The organism is Pseudarthrobacter sp. NS4 (genome assembly GCF_024758005.1).
GTDB lineage: Bacteria > Actinomycetota > Actinomycetes > Actinomycetales > Micrococcaceae > Arthrobacter.
Genome location: NZ_CP103288.1, coordinates 306,488 through 322,183, shown reverse-complemented (window position 1 = coordinate 322,183; position 15,696 = coordinate 306,488). Strand labels below are relative to the sequence as shown.

General features: G+C 65.1%; 13 protein-coding genes. 5 read left to right on the top strand and 8 right to left on the bottom strand.

Annotation, left to right across the window (positions count from 1 at the left end; translation table 11 throughout):
* Position 1 precedes the first annotated feature (1 nt).
* From NXY83_RS01515 to NXY83_RS01490, 6 genes are all read right to left on the bottom strand, one after another.
* Positions 2-1,552: an alpha-N-arabinofuranosidase gene (locus NXY83_RS01515; RefSeq protein WP_258804364.1), complete on the bottom strand. Its 1,551-nt coding sequence runs from the start codon at positions 1,550-1,552 to the stop codon at positions 2-4.
* Positions 1,553-1,620: 68 nt separating this feature from the next.
* On the bottom strand, positions 1,621-2,280 hold the full coding sequence (locus NXY83_RS01510) for a YesL family protein (RefSeq protein WP_258804363.1): 660 nt from the start codon (positions 2,278-2,280) through the stop codon (positions 1,621-1,623).
* Entirely contained in the window at positions 2,277-3,635 is a 1,359-nt protein-coding gene (locus NXY83_RS01505) for an arabinan endo-1,5-alpha-L-arabinosidase (protein WP_258804362.1), read from the bottom strand. The genes NXY83_RS01510 and NXY83_RS01505 overlap by 4 nt, the downstream gene beginning before the upstream one ends.
* Positions 3,636-3,638: 3 nt before the next feature.
* Positions 3,639-4,586 (bottom strand): carbohydrate ABC transporter permease, encoded by a 948-nt coding sequence (locus NXY83_RS01500; RefSeq protein WP_258804361.1) that lies wholly within the window; start codon positions 4,584-4,586, stop codon positions 3,639-3,641.
* Between the two features lie 11 nt (positions 4,587-4,597).
* Complete coding sequence (locus tag NXY83_RS01495; protein WP_258804360.1) at positions 4,598-5,503, bottom strand: carbohydrate ABC transporter permease; 906 nt, start codon at positions 5,501-5,503, stop codon at positions 4,598-4,600.
* 129 nt (positions 5,504-5,632) lie between these two features.
* Positions 5,633-6,964 carry an ABC transporter substrate-binding protein gene (locus NXY83_RS01490; protein WP_258804359.1) on the bottom strand — a complete coding sequence of 444 codons (1,332 nt, stop codon included), beginning with the start codon at positions 6,962-6,964 and terminating at the stop codon, positions 5,633-5,635.
* A gap of 304 nt (positions 6,965-7,268) precedes the next feature.
* On the opposite strand from NXY83_RS01490, the gene NXY83_RS01485 reads away from it, so the two are divergent.
* Positions 7,269-8,762, top strand: a complete 1,494-nt coding sequence (locus NXY83_RS01485) for an arabinan endo-1,5-alpha-L-arabinosidase (RefSeq protein WP_258804358.1) — start codon at positions 7,269-7,271, stop codon at positions 8,760-8,762.
* Complete coding sequence (locus tag NXY83_RS01480; RefSeq protein WP_258804357.1) at positions 8,759-11,050, top strand: glycoside hydrolase family 127 protein; 2,292 nt, start codon at positions 8,759-8,761, stop codon at positions 11,048-11,050. The genes NXY83_RS01485 and NXY83_RS01480 overlap by 4 nt, the downstream gene beginning before the upstream one ends.
* 13 nt (positions 11,051-11,063) lie before the next feature.
* Here NXY83_RS01480 and NXY83_RS01475 read toward each other — a convergent pair whose 3' ends face one another.
* Together NXY83_RS01475 and NXY83_RS01470 are read right to left on the bottom strand one after the other, a co-directional pair.
* On the bottom strand, positions 11,064-11,201 hold the full coding sequence (locus NXY83_RS01475) for a methionine/alanine import family NSS transporter small subunit (RefSeq protein ID WP_258804356.1): 138 nt from the start codon (positions 11,199-11,201) through the stop codon (positions 11,064-11,066).
* A complete protein-coding gene (locus NXY83_RS01470; protein WP_258804355.1) occupies positions 11,198-12,772 on the bottom strand; it encodes a sodium-dependent transporter in 1,575 nt (524 codons plus the stop codon). Before NXY83_RS01470 ends, NXY83_RS01475 begins: the two co-directional genes overlap by 4 nt.
* A 226-nt stretch (positions 12,773-12,998) precedes the next feature.
* Here NXY83_RS01470 and NXY83_RS01465 point away from each other — a divergent pair, with 226 nt between their 5' ends.
* The 3 genes from NXY83_RS01465 (at position 12,999) to NXY83_RS01455 (ending at position 15,685) form a co-directional block, all read left to right on the top strand.
* Complete coding sequence (locus NXY83_RS01465) at positions 12,999-13,712, top strand: alpha/beta fold hydrolase (RefSeq protein ID WP_258804354.1); 714 nt, start codon at positions 12,999-13,001, stop codon at positions 13,710-13,712.
* A gap of 27 nt (positions 13,713-13,739) precedes the next feature.
* Positions 13,740-14,354 carry a TetR/AcrR family transcriptional regulator gene (locus NXY83_RS01460; protein WP_258804353.1) on the top strand — a complete coding sequence of 205 codons (615 nt, stop codon included), beginning with the start codon at positions 13,740-13,742 and terminating at the stop codon, positions 14,352-14,354.
* A 104-nt stretch (positions 14,355-14,458) separates the two neighbouring features.
* Positions 14,459-15,685, top strand: a complete 1,227-nt coding sequence (locus NXY83_RS01455) for an MFS transporter (protein WP_258804352.1) — start codon at positions 14,459-14,461, stop codon at positions 15,683-15,685.
* The last annotated feature ends 11 nt before the right edge of the window (positions 15,686-15,696 follow it).

The window sequence follows — 15,696 nt, the reverse complement described above, 5'->3', positions numbered from 1 at the left end:
GTCAGCCGAGCGCGACGGCGGACCAGGACACGGGCGGCAGCGTCACCGTGAGCGTGCCTTCGTCCAGGACGGCGCCTTCGAGCTGCTTCAGGCCCACGCGGTCCTGGTCCTGCAGGGTGTTCTTGGCGTAGACGTCCTCATCGTGCAGGGTCACGGCCTCGGTGATCACAGTGGCGTTGAGCTCGGCCACGTTGATGGTTACATCGATCGCCTCGGTCTGGCTGCGGTTGACCAGGAAGAGGGCGGATTCTCCGGTAGCGGCATCGGTGGTTGCCACCGAGTCCACCAGCGGGGCCTCGCCGTACACCGCCGTCGTGTAGGTTCCGGCCTCGATCCGCGGGCGGAGCACCTCGCCCTTGGCAAGCCGTGACGTGACGGAGAACGGGAAGAACGTGGTCTGGCGCCAGGTGGCGCCGCCCGGTTCTGTCATGATGGGCGCAATGACGTTCACCAGCTGGGCGAGGGATGCAGCGGCAACCCGGTCATGGTTCTTCAGGAGCGTCATCAGCAGGTTGCCGAACACCACGGCGTCGGCCACCGAGTAGGTATCCTCCAGCTGGCGCGGCGCGTGCGTCCATTCCTCGTTGACCTCGTCGGAGGCCTGGTGCTCGTCCAGGTACCAGATGTTCCACTCGTCAAAGGAGAGCTGGATGGTCTTCTTGCTCTTGAGCTTGTGCTTGACGTGGTCCGCGGTGGCCACCACGGTCTCGATGAAGTACTGCATGTCCAGCGATGAGGCCAGGTAGGAGCCCAGGTCGCCGTTGCGTTCCTGGTAGTAGGCGTGGCAGGAGATGTAGTCCACGTAGTTGTAGCTGTGTTCGAGGACCACGCGCTCCCACTCGCCGAACGTGGGCATGGAGGACCCGGACGAGCCGCAGACCACCAGCTCCAGGTTCTTGTCCGCCGTCTTCATGGCGGACGCGGTGCGGGCGGCGAGCTTTCCGTAGTCCTCGGCGGACATGTGGCCGATCTGCCAGGGTCCGTCCATCTCGTTGCCCAGGCACCACATGCGGATGTTGTAGGGGTCTTTCGCGCCGTTGGCGATGCGCTGCTCGCTGAGTGCCGTGCCGGAGGGGTGGTTCGTGTACTCCAGCAGGTCAAGGGCGGCCTCGATCCCGCGGGTGCCCAGGTTGACGGCCATCATCAGTTCAGAGCCGGTGAGCTTGCACCAGCGGGCGAATTCGTCCAGGCCGACCTGGTTGGACTCCAGGGAGTGCCAGGCCAGGTCGCGGCGGACCGGCCGCTGGTCCCGGGGGCCAACGCCGTCCTCCCAGCGGTAGCCGGAGACGAAGTTGCCGCCGGGGTAGCGGATGGTGCTGGAGCCGAGCTCCTTGACGAGTTCGATGACGTCCAGGCGGAAACCGTCCTCGTTTGCGGTGGGGTGGTTGGGTTCGTAAATACCGTCGTAGACGCAGCGGCCCAGGTGCTCCACAAAGGAACCGAAGATGCGGCGGCTGACAGGGGCCACCACAGCTGAACGGTCCACGGTGATGACAGTAGGCGCCACAACGGCCAGGGCGGCGTCCTGTGTGGCTGGAGAGGTGATGGTCATGGTTTTTCCTATTCTTTATAACGTTGTAGAAGTACGGGGTGTTGAGCTTATGGAAGGCAGGGAACTTTTTAGGCGGTAACCGGCCGGGTGCCCGCAGGCAGCTGGTCCCATAGGCGGGCGGCCCTGCGGCTTACCAGTGCGCCGCATGCCAGGAGCGGAACAGCGGCGCCCACCAGCGGCAGCAGGATGGGCGCAGCGGCGAAAATGACGGCGAGCGCTGCCAGGACTCCCAGCAGCGAAACGCTCATTCCAGGTGATACGAGCGGAAGCAGGAAGGCGGCTTTCCAGGTGTTCAGCACGGAGTCCCGGTAGCGCCCGCACAGGGTGACCGCTGCCGCTGCCGCGAGGAGTGTTGCCGCGCCTGCAAGCACGGAGAGGAGCAGGAGCACGGCACTGACCGGGGAGGCCCCGGTGCCCGAGGGCACCATGGCAGCAAGCAGGTTGAGGCCCAGCAGCAGGCCCGCCAGCCAGAAAATGCTGCCCACCAGGTTCGCGTGCCGGAACCGGGAGCGGTAGACGGCCACGAAGTCCCGCACCACGTGCGCGGTTTCACCGGCCCGCAAACGCGCCAGGACCGTGGTGGCTGCGACGGCTGCCGGGAAAATGCCCAGGAGTACCAGGCCGGCCAGCGATCCGGCGATGAACAGCACGTTGACCAGGACCAGGCTGGTGGCGAACCGCAGCCATTCCATCAGGCGCCCGGCCCATCCCAGGGGAGCGTCATTCATGAGTCCTCCCTGGTACCGCTCCACACCACTCCGTGGGGGTCGATTCCGCTGAAGGACAGCGCGGCCCGGTTGCCTGCCCAGTCCCACGACGGGAAGACCACGGCGTCCAGTTCCACGGTGCCGCCGTCGGGATCCTGCACGAGAAGGGCCAGCCGCTCGGGTTCACCCGGGACGCTGTCCGGGGCTGCACGATCCTGCCGGCTCCCGACCTGGCGGGATACGGCCTCCACAACGTCAGTGGATTCAGGATCGAACCGGAGCACCTGCCATCTGCCGTCCACGGGGACCGGAGCCGGAAGGACCTCGCTGGCCCTGCCCGCGTAGGGCTGGGGTGAGACCAGCGGCCACCCCGCGGCGTTGAAGAACATCCGCCGGACCTGCACCACGTGCTGGCTGGGATCATCGGCGAACCGGACGTGGTGCACCACAAAATGCTCGGTGGTTCCCTCGGGGCCGGGCTGGGCCAGGACGGAGTTGTGTCCTGGGGCCAGCCAGCCGGTGCCGCCACTGAACCGGTAGCTCCCCAGCACCTTCGTGCCCGCCAAAGCCGGGGGCGCGGCAGGTTCCGTGAGTGATGTTCCCCTGACGTCGCGGTAGGGCCCGGTGATGTGCTCCGCCACCGCCACCCGCATGTTGTAGGTGTCGAAAAGTGAGTCGTACGAGCAGAACAGGACGTAGCGGTCCTCCTCCGGGCGGTACAGGATAAAGGCGCCCTCGATGGCCCTGTCCACGGAGACGGGCCGGCGGGCGATGCAGGTGCCCAGGTCCCCGGCCCTCACCGGGGCGCCGGACGTCCGGTCCAGCGGCAGGGTGTAGATCCCGGAAAAGAAGGAGCCGTACGTCAGCCACGGCTGCCCGTCCCGGCCAAACGTGACCGCCGCGTCAATGGCGTTCTGGGTCTGTTCTCCGGCCCTGGTGGCAACCACAATGCCGCGGTCCTCCCACGGCCCGTCCGGTGCCGGTGCCACGGCCAGGCCGATGGCGGAGGTGTTGGAACCGAAGGTGGAAGCGGAGTAGTACATATGCCATCCGCCACCCGGCCAGCGGACCACTTCCGGGGCCCAGAGACCGCGCGCGCCGGACCATTCGGCGGCAGCGGTGGGAACGCCGTCGAACGCTGTTCCGGCGTAGGTCCACTGCACCAGGTCAGGGGACCTACGGATATGTACTCCGGAAGGAATATCCTGCGAGTTGGCAACGGCGTCGGTGGAGAACATGAAGTAGGTGCCGTCGTCGTCGCGCACCACCGTGGGGTCGTGGGCATGCCGGGCGCCCCACGTGGCGGGGTCGGCAGAGGTTTCTGCAGGGGCCAGCTCGCGCTGCAGCGTTGCCTGCTCAAGATCGGGATGCGGCATGGTTCAGCCCTTGGATCCGGACAGCGCGATGGATTCGATGATCTGGCGCTGGAAGACGATGAACACGATCAGCACCGGAAGCAGTGCGATGAAGGACGCCGCCATGATCAGCGGGTAGTCGGTCTGGATGGCGTACTGGGCATTGAAGTTGGCGATGACCAGCTGGAGGGTCTGTGTCCCCGGGGAGTTGAGGTAGATGATGGGCGCCAGGTAGTCGTTCCACATGGCCATGAACCAGAGGATGAACTGGGCTGCGAGCGCCGGCCGGATGGCGGGCAGGATGAGCGTCCAGAAGATCTGGAGGTAGGACGCACCGTCGATCCGGGCGGCCTCCACGATGGAATCCGGGACGCTGTTCAGGAACTGGCGCAGGAAGAAGATCATGATGATGTTGCCGAACAGCCCCGGCACGATCAATGGAAGCAGCGTGTCCACCCAGCCGATTCCGGCGAAGATGGTGAACTGCGGAATCATGAGCGTGGGGAACGGAATCATCAGGCCCGAGAGCAGCCCCAGGAACAGCACGTTCTTGAACGGCATACGCATCTTGGCGAACGCGAAGGCCGCGAGTGCGGACGTGAGGGAGCCGATGATGGTCACCGAACACGCCACGATCAGGCTGTTCTGGATTCCGCTCAGGAGCGGGCCGGCGGTCCAGATGCGGGCATAGTTCTCCCAGACAAAGGGGTCCGGGATCCACTGCGGCGGAAGCTCGAAGACGCCGTCCTTGGTTTTCAGGGACGTCGAAAACGTCCAGACCAGCGGGGCGATCATCACTACGGCGCCCAGGGACAGGATAAGGGTGGTGATGAGGTTGCCCAGCCGGGTGCGGTCCTTGACCGACCGCTGGCCAGGGCCGGCGGGGCCGGCCTGACGGCGGGACGTGCCGGTGCCGGGAATGGCGTCCGTGGGCTCCAGCGGAGGGGTGGTGATCACGTTCTGTGCGGACATGGCTGCCTGCCTCAATCGATCGAAAACTGGTTGCGGCGGTTGAGCCGGAACTGGATGAAGGTAATGACGAAGACCAGCAGTCCCAGGACCACCGACATGGCGGAGGCGTAGCCCATCTGCAGGTTGTCGAACGCTTTCTGCCAGATGTACCAAACGATGGATGCGGACTCGAACTCAGGCCCGCCGGTGGGGGTCATGATGTTGATTTCCACGAAGATCTGGGATCCTGCGATGATGCTGGTGACGATCAGGAAGAACGTGACCGGGCGGACCATGGGGATGGTGATGTGCCGGAACTGCTGCCAGGCGGAGGCGCCGTCGAGGGCTGCCGCCTCGTAGAGGTAGCGGGGCACGGACTGCAGGGCTGCCAGGTAGAGCAGCATGGAGTAGCCCAGGCCTTTCCAGATGGCCATGATGATCAGCGCCGGCTTTACCGTGGCGGTGTCCTGGAGCCAGTTGGGGCCGTCGATGCCGACCAGCGCCAGGCCCTGGTTGATGAGGCCGAAGTCGCCGTTGAAAGCCCACTGCCAAAGGATGGCGACGGCGGCGATGGACGAGATCACGGGCAGGTAGTAGACCGTGCGGAAAAAGGTTGTCCCGCGCATCTTCCGGTTCATCGCCAGGGCCAGTGCCAGGGAAATAGCCAGGCCGATGGGAATGCCGAGCATCATGTACAGCGTGTTCCACAACGACTTCAGGAAGTAGCGGTCCCCGAACATTTTCGTGTAGTTGTCCAGGCCCTTGAAGACCGGGGCGGAGATGCCGTTCCAGTTTGTGAAGGACGCGTAGACGGAGAAGAGGAGCGGGAAGAGCGTAAAGAGGAGGAACCCGATCACCGGTATGGCAACGAAGACAAGGGCGGCCTGGTGTTCCTTCCGGTGAAGCCGCGAGCGTCGCGGGCGCGTGATTGTGGTCATCGCTGGATCCTCATTGATTCGTGTTGGGCGCCGACGGGCAGCCCGGGAAAGGCGGGTTGGATAAGGTGCCGCGGCCCGCTCCGGCTGGACCGCGGCACCTGGTGTGGGGTCCCTGGCGGGACGGGTCAGCTAGTTGCCGGCCTGCTGGTTGGCGGCGTCCAGGAATTCCTGCATTCGCGGCTGCGCCTCCTTCAGGTAGTCGGCGGCGGTCTGCTTGCCGTCGAGCACCGGCTGGATGTTGGTCCAGAGTTCGTCGTACCACTCAGCGTTGAAGGTGTTGCCGCCCGGAAGCGCCCGGCCATAGTCCTTCACAATCTCGAGGAACTCGGCCTTGTTGGCCGGTTTGGTGGTGGTGTCCGCGGCCCAGGTCTCGGCCATGTCCTTCAGGTTGGGGATCTGGATGCCCGCGTCCACCAGGCTCTGCTGGGCTTCCTTGTTGGCTGTGAGGTACTCCACCAGCTTTACAGCTTCTTCAGGGTGCTTGGTGCTTTCGGAAACAGCGATGCCGAGCGTACCGATCCAGCTGGCTGTCTTGCCGGTGTCTCCGGCCGGGTAAGGGATGACGTCCCACTCAAAGCCCAGCTTCTGGTACGTGGAGAGATCCCAGGGGGCGACGGGGAAGAACCCGATTTCGCCCTTCATCCAGCGCTGGTAGGTGTCCAGGGTCTGGGCTTCACCCACCGAAGGCGTCACACCATGGACGTTCTGCAGGTCCGCGAACCACTGCAGTGATTTGGCGAACTCCGGGGTGTCCACGGTGACTTTGGTGCGGTCTTCGTTGAGCCAGTCCCCGCCGTTGGACCAGACAAACGGCTGCAGGTTCCACTGGACGTTCAGGCCGGTGCCCCACTGGTCCAGGGTGCCGTCGCCGTTGGTATCGGCGGTCAGCTTCTTGGCGGCTGCCACGAACTCGTCAAACGTGTAGGGCTTGTCCTTGTCCGGCAGCGGGATCCCGGCTTTCTCCAGCATCGTCTTGTTGTAGCCGAAGGAGAACGGGCCCACGTCCTTGGGAAGCGCGTAGATGGCGCCTTCGCCCACGCGCTTGCCGTCGTAGCGGTAGCTGTCTACGCCGTACTCCCAGATGTTGTCCAGGTCGATCGTGTCGGAGCCTTCAACGTATTCGGTGATGTCCTTGACAATCCCGTTCTGTACGTAGGCCTGGAGATCTCCGGGGCCGATGTAGAAGACGTCCGGGACCTGCTTGCCGGCGATGGCAGCCTTCAGCTTGGTGGCGTACTGGTCCGCGGTGGTGACGATGATGTCCACGTCCACCCCGTTGGCGGCTTCGAACTGCTCAACGGCCTTCTCGTAGGCCTTCTTCTCGTCCTCACCTCCACGGAACATGAAGGTAAGTTTCTTTTCCCCGCTGTCATCGGCGGTGGGGGCGGAGCAACCGCCGAGCATGAGGCCGGCGGCGGTAAAAAGCGCCAGGGTCGCGGCCATGGGACGTGACTTCATCATCACGCAGTCCTTCCGGGTTGGTGGAGCAAACAAGTGTATTGACTGAGTTGAGTGGTACTGGGGCCCCACTGTCCGCGGTGGCGGACCGGCATCCGGGGCGGATCCTTTGCAACGTTGTAAGAAACAATCACACAGTCCACAAAGAGTCGTCAAGGGTTCACGCGGAATTACTTTTGGTTGTGCATCGGGGTTCATTGACGTGATCGGCGTCTCATGCGATATTTGCGTTACAACGTTGCAAGTTTTCCACGTTCTGCACCCCCTGCGGCGACAGCGCCGCCCCAGCTCTTGAAAGGACCACGTGATGATGAAGTCACGTCCATGGGCGCTGCGCGCCGCAGGATTGGCAGCAGCAGCGGTTATCGCCCTGACGGCAGCAGCACTCCCACCATCGGGCACTTCCCGCAGCGGCACGGATGCCCCAACCGCTCAAGTTTCCTTCGGCCAGGCATCAGAGCGGAAGCCCGCGCAACAGAAGCTCCACGCCGACCTGCCGGGCGGCAAAACGGTGGTGGGCCAGACCTCCCCCATCCATGATCCCGCGCTGATTATCGACGACGACGGCACCTGGTACGTCTACTCCACGGGCCTGGTGAACCGGGAGAACGGCGGCACCATCCAGATCTGGGCGTCGCATGACCAGGGAACCACGTGGAACTACAGCGGCACCGTCTGGGACCGGATTCCGGCCTGGATTGATGAGCACTTCGCTGACGGCGAGCTGCCCGGCAGCCTCTGGGCGCCGGAAATCACCGAACATGACGGAACCTACTACCTGTACTACTCGGCGTCGCGCTTTGGCGGGAACAACTCCCTCACGGCGCTGGCCACCAACACCACCCTCAACCCCAATGATCCGGACTACGAGTGGGTGGACCAGGGACTGGTGGTTTCGTCCCCTGCCACCGGCCTGGATCCCGCCAACCCCGGCAAGACCTTCAACGCGATCGACGCCGGCATTGTCGAGGATGCCGACGGCACCCCCTACATGGCCATCGGCTCCTTCTGGTACGGGATTTTCCTGGTCCCCATCGAATGGCCCAGCGGCAAGCCGGTGGCGGACTGGCAGTCGAAAACGGTGAACATCGCGGACCGGTTCATGCCCGGGAACCCCGTCGAAGCCCCGTACATCACCAAGCATGGCGACTACTACTACCTGTTTGTCTCATTCGATTCCTGCTGCCGTGGCGGGGACTCCACCTACAAGGTGGCTGTGGGTCGGTCCACTTCGGTGAAGGGTCCGTACCTGGACAAGGAGGGCCGCGACATGTTCGGTGGCGGCGGGTCCGTGGTGCTGGATTCCCACGGCGCAGTTACCGGCCCCGGCGGGCAGTCGGTCTTTGGCGATTACCTGGCGTTCCATTACTACGACGGCTCCAACCAAGACATTCCCTTCTTCCCCACCCTCGGCCTCCAGAAAATTGACTGGGCGGACGGCTGGCCGGAATTCAACCAGACAGTGGAGCTGCCATCGGTTCTCAAGCAGCCCAAAGCCACGGTTGCCGGCACTGCCGCCAGCTTCACCGCCACTGCCGCAGGCACGCCCGGCCCGGTGGCAGTCTGGGAAACATCGTCCGACGGTGGCGCGGACTGGCAGCGGGCGGACACCCAGCCGGTCACCAAGCGGACGGACGAAGGGACTTACCGCTCCACGCTTGAGCTTCCCGCCGGGGAGGGCAGCGGAGAGGACCTGCTGGTACGGGCAGTGTTCCACAACGCCCATGGCAAGGCCGCGACCGACGCCGTCCCGTTCCCTGCAGTCCCTGGCAACAAACCCGCGGGGGGCCCTGTCCGGTGACCGTGGCCAGTCACCGCAGCAGCGGCCCTGCCTCTTTTCCGCTGCATAGGGTCCGCCTCCTCGAGGGCGACTTCAAGAACGCCCAGGACACTTCCATCCGCTACGTCCTGTCCCTCGACCTTCAGCGGCTGTGTGCTCCGTACCTCCGGGAGGCCGGACTGGGTACTGCCGCGGATCCGTATGGCAGCTGGGAAGCCGACGGCATGGGAGGCCATATCGGGGGCCATTACCTCTCGGCCTGCGCCAGGCTTTTCGCGGCTACCGGGAATCCGGAGCTGCTGGCGAAGGTTCGGACCGTCGTCGGGGTTCTCGGGAACTGCCAGGAGGCCGGCGGGGATGGCTACGTGGGAGGCATCCCCGCCGGCCGGGAGCTCGGAAAGCAGCTGGCCGGCGGGAACGTGGACGCGGACCTGTTCACCCTCAATGGCAGGTGGGTTCCGCTCTATAACCTGCACAAGACGCTGGCCGGGCTGCTGGACGCCCACGTCTTCGCCGGGTCTGACCAGGCCCTCGCAATCGCCGCCGGCCTCGCGGACTGGTGGCTCGGGATCTCAGCCCACCTGGGAACGGAAGCTTTCGAGGAGGTCCTGCACACCGAATTCGGCGGCATGAATGACGCCTTCGCCATCCTGTGGGAGCTCACGGGCAGGGATGAGTACCTCCAGGAGGCCCGCCGGTTCTCGCACCGCGCCCTCCTGGAGCCGCTGGCGGCCGGGCGGGACCAGCTTGACGGGCTGCACGCCAATACCCAGATTCCCAAGGTAGTGGGCTACGCCCGCCTCGCAGCCGCAACGGGTGATCCCGAGTTTGCGCAGGCCGGCAGCTCCTTCTGGGATTCCGTGGTTTCCCGGCGTTCCGTCTCCGTCGGCGGCAACAGTGTGCGGGAGCACTTCCACCCGGCGTCGGATTTCACGCCCATGGTGCTGGACCCGCAGGGCCCGGAAACCTGCAACACCTACAACATGCTCAAACTCGCCAAACTGCGCTTTGAAGCCTCGGGCGACCCCGCCGCCGTCGACTTCTACGAGCGGGCCACCTACAACCACATCCTGTCCTCGCAGCATCCTGTCAGTGGCGGCCTGGTGTACTTCACGCCGATGCGGCCCGGGCACTACCGCGTCTACTCCCGGGCGCAGGAATCGATGTGGTGCTGCGTCGGGTCAGGCCTAGAGAACCATGCGCGCTATGGGGAGCTCATCTATAGCCACGACGGCGACGACCTCCTGGTCAATCTGTACATTCCCTCAACGCTGGACTGGGCAGAGCGGGGCCTTAACGTGCGGCTGGAAACCGGGTTTCCGCGCTCCGGCCTGGTGACGCTGCATGTTTCCGCGGACTCTCCGGTTAAAGCCACCATCCGGCTTCGCCGACCGGGCTGGGCAGCGGAAATGGCGGTCGACGGCGGCGGTGGAGCGGGCGGTCCCGTCACCGAAGAAGACGGCTACGTCAGCATCAGCCGTACCTGGCACGGCACGTCCGCGATCCAGATAAACGTTGCCGCGGAGGTTCGCTCCGAGGCGCTGCCGGACGGTTCGCCGTGGGTCTCGTTCCTCTATGGTCCGGTGGTGCTGTCCGCACGGGCAGGATCAGAAGGGGTACCCGGCTTTGAAGCTGCGGACGAACGGATGGGCCACGTGGCCGCCGGGGCACTGCTGCCACTCGCGCAGACCCCGGTGGTGCCCGACGCCGGTTCCGTCCGGTTGCTGGACCGTGCGGCGCTGGCGGCCGAGCTGCCGGTGGTTGACGCCGGCGGGCGGACGGGCACCGTGGTCCTGGAGCCGTTTTCCGGAATCCACGATGAGCGCTACACCGTGTACTGGCCCACTGGTGACCCTGCCAGGCGGCATGGGGAACTTCGGGACCTGGACCGGGAAATGGCGGCCCAGGGGCAGGTTGTTGATGCGGTGACCGCAGGCGAACAACAGCCCGAGTCCGACCATGGTTTCGCCGGTGAGTCTACCCGCGCCGGCGGCAGGGAAGGTATCCACTGGCGCAGCGCCACCGGCTGGTTTTCCTACGTCCTGGCGGATCCGGACCAGCGCGCAGGGGTGCTGCGGGTGCGTTTCCGCCAGGTTCAGGGACGGGGCCATGAACTGCGGCTGGACGGGGTACTTCTGGATGAACCGTCCCAGGAGTGGCAGGAAGGGGACCAGGTGGTGACGGACTATGCCCTGCCCGAACCGCGGGACGGACAGTCCGGCGCCGGGCGCATCGTCTTTTCAGTCCACGCACTGCCCGGCTGCAGCACCGGTGACCTGTTGTCCGTCCAGCTGGTGAGCCGTCCCTGATGACCCTGCCGGCCTAAAGCTCCCGCGCAGGCTCTTCCGGCAGGGCGCCTTCGTCCTCCGGGTGCCGCTTCAGGTTGAGCAGCGCCAGTGCGAGCCCGCCCCAGACGGTAAGGATGGCGATGATCATCATGGTGATGGCGATCGGTGTCACAGTGCGGTCTCCTTTGCCTCTTGCTCCACCACGGCGTCATACTCGGGATCGTCATGGGCTTTGGAGCTGCGGCTCCACGGGATGAAAGTCAGCACCAGCGCCAGGACCACCAGCGCCCCTGACATCCCCCAGCCAAATACGCCCACGAACCACTCCGGATAGCCCTCATACGTAGTGGAGATTTTGCTGATGAACTCGTTGGCCACCATGTAGATCAGCGCGAGCGGCACCACACCCGCAACGAGCACCATCCAGGTTCCGCGCATCTTGACCGTAGAGATCCGGTTCAGGTGGGCGGACAGCATCGGGAGTTTGCGCAGGAACCAGGCAAGCACCACCACTGTTACCAGTGCCCCGAGGGTGATGCCGAAGCTGTTGACGAATGCGTCGGATGTGTCCAGCAGGTAGAGGCCGGTCGCCGTCGGAAAGAATGCCAGCGAAACGGCGGCCACCAGGATGCTGACCACCAGGGAGGCCTTGATCCTGCCCCAGCCGAGCTTGTCCTGCACGGCGGCAACGATGACTTCGAGCACGGAGATCAGGGACGTGATTCCCGCAAAGACCAGGGAACCGAAGAACAGCACACCCATGGCAGCCCCGAAAGGCGCCTGCGACACGATGGTGGGGAACGCGACAAACGCCAGGCCGATGCCCTGGGTCACCACCTCGTTTACGCCGGTACCCGCTGCCTGCGCCATAAAGCCCAAGGCGGCAAAAACACCGATGCCGGCCAGGATTTCGAACCCGGAATTGGAGAAGGCAACCACCATGCCGGAGCCTGTGAGATCCGTCCTGCGCTTCAGGTAGGAGGAATAGGTGACCATGATGCCGTAGCCGACGGAGAGCGAAAAGAAGATGTGTCCGTAGGCTGCCGCCCACACTGACGGGTCGGCGAGCGCGGACCAGTCGGGCGTGAAGAAGGCGTTGAGGCCCTGGGCTGCCCCTGGAAGGAAAAGCGCCTGGACCACCAGCAGGATGAACATCGTTACCAGCAGCGGCAACAGGACCGCGTTCGCGCGGGAAATGCCCTTGCGGATCCCGGCGACCATGATGAGGATGACTGCCGCCCAGATCAGCAGCAGCGGGAAGAAGACTGACGGGACGAAGTCGAACCCGAGACCCGGGGCCTCGGCGACGCCCAGGAAGTTGCCGAAGAAGAAGCCTTCGGCGTCATCGCCCCATGCCTCCGTGAAGGAGAAGATGGTGTACATCAGGGCCCATGCGATGATCACTGCGTAATACGCCGCGATGACGAAGCAGACCAGAACCTGCCACCAGCCGAGCGGTTCGGCGGCCCGGTGGAGCCGCCGGTAGGCCAGCGGGGTGGAACCCCGGAATTTGTGACCGACGGAGTAGTCCAGGAAAAGCAGCGGAATGCCGGCTGTCAGCAGTGCCACCAGGTACGGGATCAGGAACGCCCCGCCGCCGTTGTCGTAGGCAATGTACGGGAAGCGCCAGATATTGCCCAGTCCCACTGCCGAACCGATGGCGGACAGAATGAAAAGCCGGCGTGAAGAAAATGTTTCGCGCTTCACCGGAGCGGATGGGCGGGCGGCTGGGGAACTGCTCATCTCACCACCCCCGCATCATTGCCCGGACGCCAAAGGCCGGACCCTGGCAACAGCAATATTCTGGCCGTTTCATGTGGTGCTCTCTCTCAGCTGGCGTTGGAGGTGAGTTCACGGGCTACTCCCGGACTTTACTGCTGCCCGCCGCCGCACGAAACCCCTGGCTTCCTGTCGGCCGGATATATGGACCGCCCTGCCGGCCATGGTCCCCCAGGAGTAGGGTTCCGTCATGGACATCATCCTGGTTCCCGGTTTTTGGTTGGACGCTTCCTCGTGGGATGAGGTGACACCGGCGCTGAAAACCGCGGGACACCGCACGCATCCCCTTACGCTGCCGGGCCTGGAAAGCGTCGACGCCAGCCGCGCAGGAATTGGCCTGCAACAGCACATCGCCGCCGTCACGGCGGCTGCCGATGCCATCGAGGGCAAGGTGGTCCTGGTGGGACACTCGGGCGGCGGCGCAATTGTCCATGGCGTGGTGGACGCCCGACCCAACAAAGTGGAACGGGCCATTTATGTGGACAGCGGCCCGCTCGGTGAAGGCGGGGTTATCAATGACGAACTGCCGGCCGACGGTGACGATGTTCCGCTGCCGCCGTGGGAAGCGTTCGAGGACGCAGACCTGGTGGACCTGGACAACGGCCTCCGCGAGGCTTTCCGCGCCCGCGCCATTCCCCAACCCAAGGGGGTTGCCTACGACCAGCAGCATCTGCACGACGAGCGGCGCTACGACGTCCCGGCCACCGTCATTGCCTGCGAGTTCCCGTCCGCCATGCTTCGTGAGTGGATCGCTGCCGGCCATCCGTTCGTCGCCGAGCTGGCCCGCGTCCGTGATGTGGAGTACGTGGACCTGCCCACCGGGCATTGGCCGCAGTTCACCAGGCCGGCGGAACTGGCCCGGGCCATCCTGGCGGCCGTGGACGGGGCGCACAGGTTACATTGAACGGACGCCCCCTGCCGAGGAGTCCACATGCCACGTCCGCGATCGCCGCTCCTGTCCGTAGACGCCATCGTCGCCGCCGCCCTGGCCCTGGTCGATTCCACCGGCGACTTCAGCTTTCCGAAGGTGGCGAGGGAACTCGGAGTCAGCCAGGCCGCCCTGTACAACTACATTGAAAACCGCGAACACATTATTGAACTGATGCGGGGCCGCGTCTTTTCCGAACGGCAGCACCTCGATACACAGAACCTGCCGTGGGATGAGGCGCTGCGCATCCTTGCCCACGAATACCGTGACTGCCTGGTGGACCACCCCCGGCTGGTGCCGCTTCTGGTGACCCAGACGGTGCAGGACCTGGGCGTCATGCGCATCTATGAGGACATGGCGACAGTACTCGGCAAGGCCGGCCTGGCGTCACCGGCCATCGTTCCGGCCATCACCGCCGTAGACTACCTGGTCCTTGGTTCCGCCCTGGAACTCACCGCGCCCGACGTCGTCTGGTCGCCCCCGCCGGGACAATTCCCGGCACTGTCGGCAGCGATCGCCGATCTGGGGACACCGGCGGAGCGCTCCGACACTGCCTTTGCGTTCGGGCTGGAGACGCTGCTGGCCGGCATCAGGGCGGTCACAAAAGCAAGTTTCTGAAAGGCTTTCACAAAAACCCTTGTGCTGGCGGCGGGGCATCCCCATAATAAATGAAGACCATTCATTTTGTGACGGCCTTCACCCCATCCCAGCAAGGAGAAGCTATGTCTCCGGACGATAACGAAACAGGGCGCGTTCCCCTGACCGCCACCAGGGCGGTCTCCGTTTTCGGCATCAGCGTTGTCGGGTTCATGACGGCCAACCTGGTGCCGGTCATGATCGTCGCACTGACTGGAGAGCTTGGCTTCTCCGACACCGGGGCGGGTTCGCTGGTGACCGGCTCGCTGCTGGCCTGCGCCCTCGCCTGCCTGCTCACCTCGAAATGGGCAGCCAGGAACGGGCGGTACCTGGTGGCACGTGCCGGCCTGGTTCTGACGGCGGCAGGATTCGGCGCCGCCGCGTTCGTCCCGTCCGCACCCGTCGTCGTCGCCGGGGTCCTCATCGGCGGGCTCGGCGCGGGCGGAGCTGTTTCCGCCGGCGGTGCCGCCCTCGGCGCCCTCCGAAATCCTGACCGCGCTTCCGGCATCAGCGGGTTCACCAACCGCGCCATCGTATCGGTTCTCCTGTTCATCATTCCGGCCCTGGGCGCCGGCATGGGCAGCGCCTTCGGCCTGCTCGCGGGCCTTGCCCTGGCGGCCCTGTTCACCACCGCCTGGCTGCCGGACCGCCCCACCCGCTCCGAAGCCGCGCCGCTGGCCATTTCCACTCCAGCCAAGGGCTCCAGGACCACCACCATCGCAGGCATCGGCCTGCTGGCCTGCTTCGCGCTGTGGGCACTCAGCGAGGACTCCCTTTGGGCTGTCGCGGCCACCATGGGAGCGGACCAGGCACAGCTCGACGAAACCGGCATGGGCCTGGTCCTGAGCCTCTCCACCCTTGGCGGACTGCTCGCCTCCGGCCTGGTGGGGCTGGCCGGGCGCCGGCTTGGACGGACCGCGCCGCTGGCCGTGGCACTCGTGGCCGGGGCCGCACTCAAGATGCTCTCCGGAACCGTGACTGATCCCAACCTTTACATCGCCGTCATCATCGCCTGGAACACCATCTACATCCTGGCCTTCATCTACATCGTGGCCACTGCCGCCGCCCTGGACGCCTCCGGACGCTGGTCCGCACCGGTGCTGGGCGTCTACCTCCTTGGATCCTCGTTTGCCCCGTTCTTTGGAACCTTCCTTTCTTCCACGGCCGGTTACGACGTCCTCGGCTATGTCCTGGCCGGCATGACCCTCGTCCTGATGGTTCCGCTGCTCCTCATCTCCCGGATCTCGGTCCGTGCCGAGGCAGCCGGCGTGGCCGCACCGCCCGCCGACATCAACAAAGCGGCAATCGCCTGACGCCCCTCCCC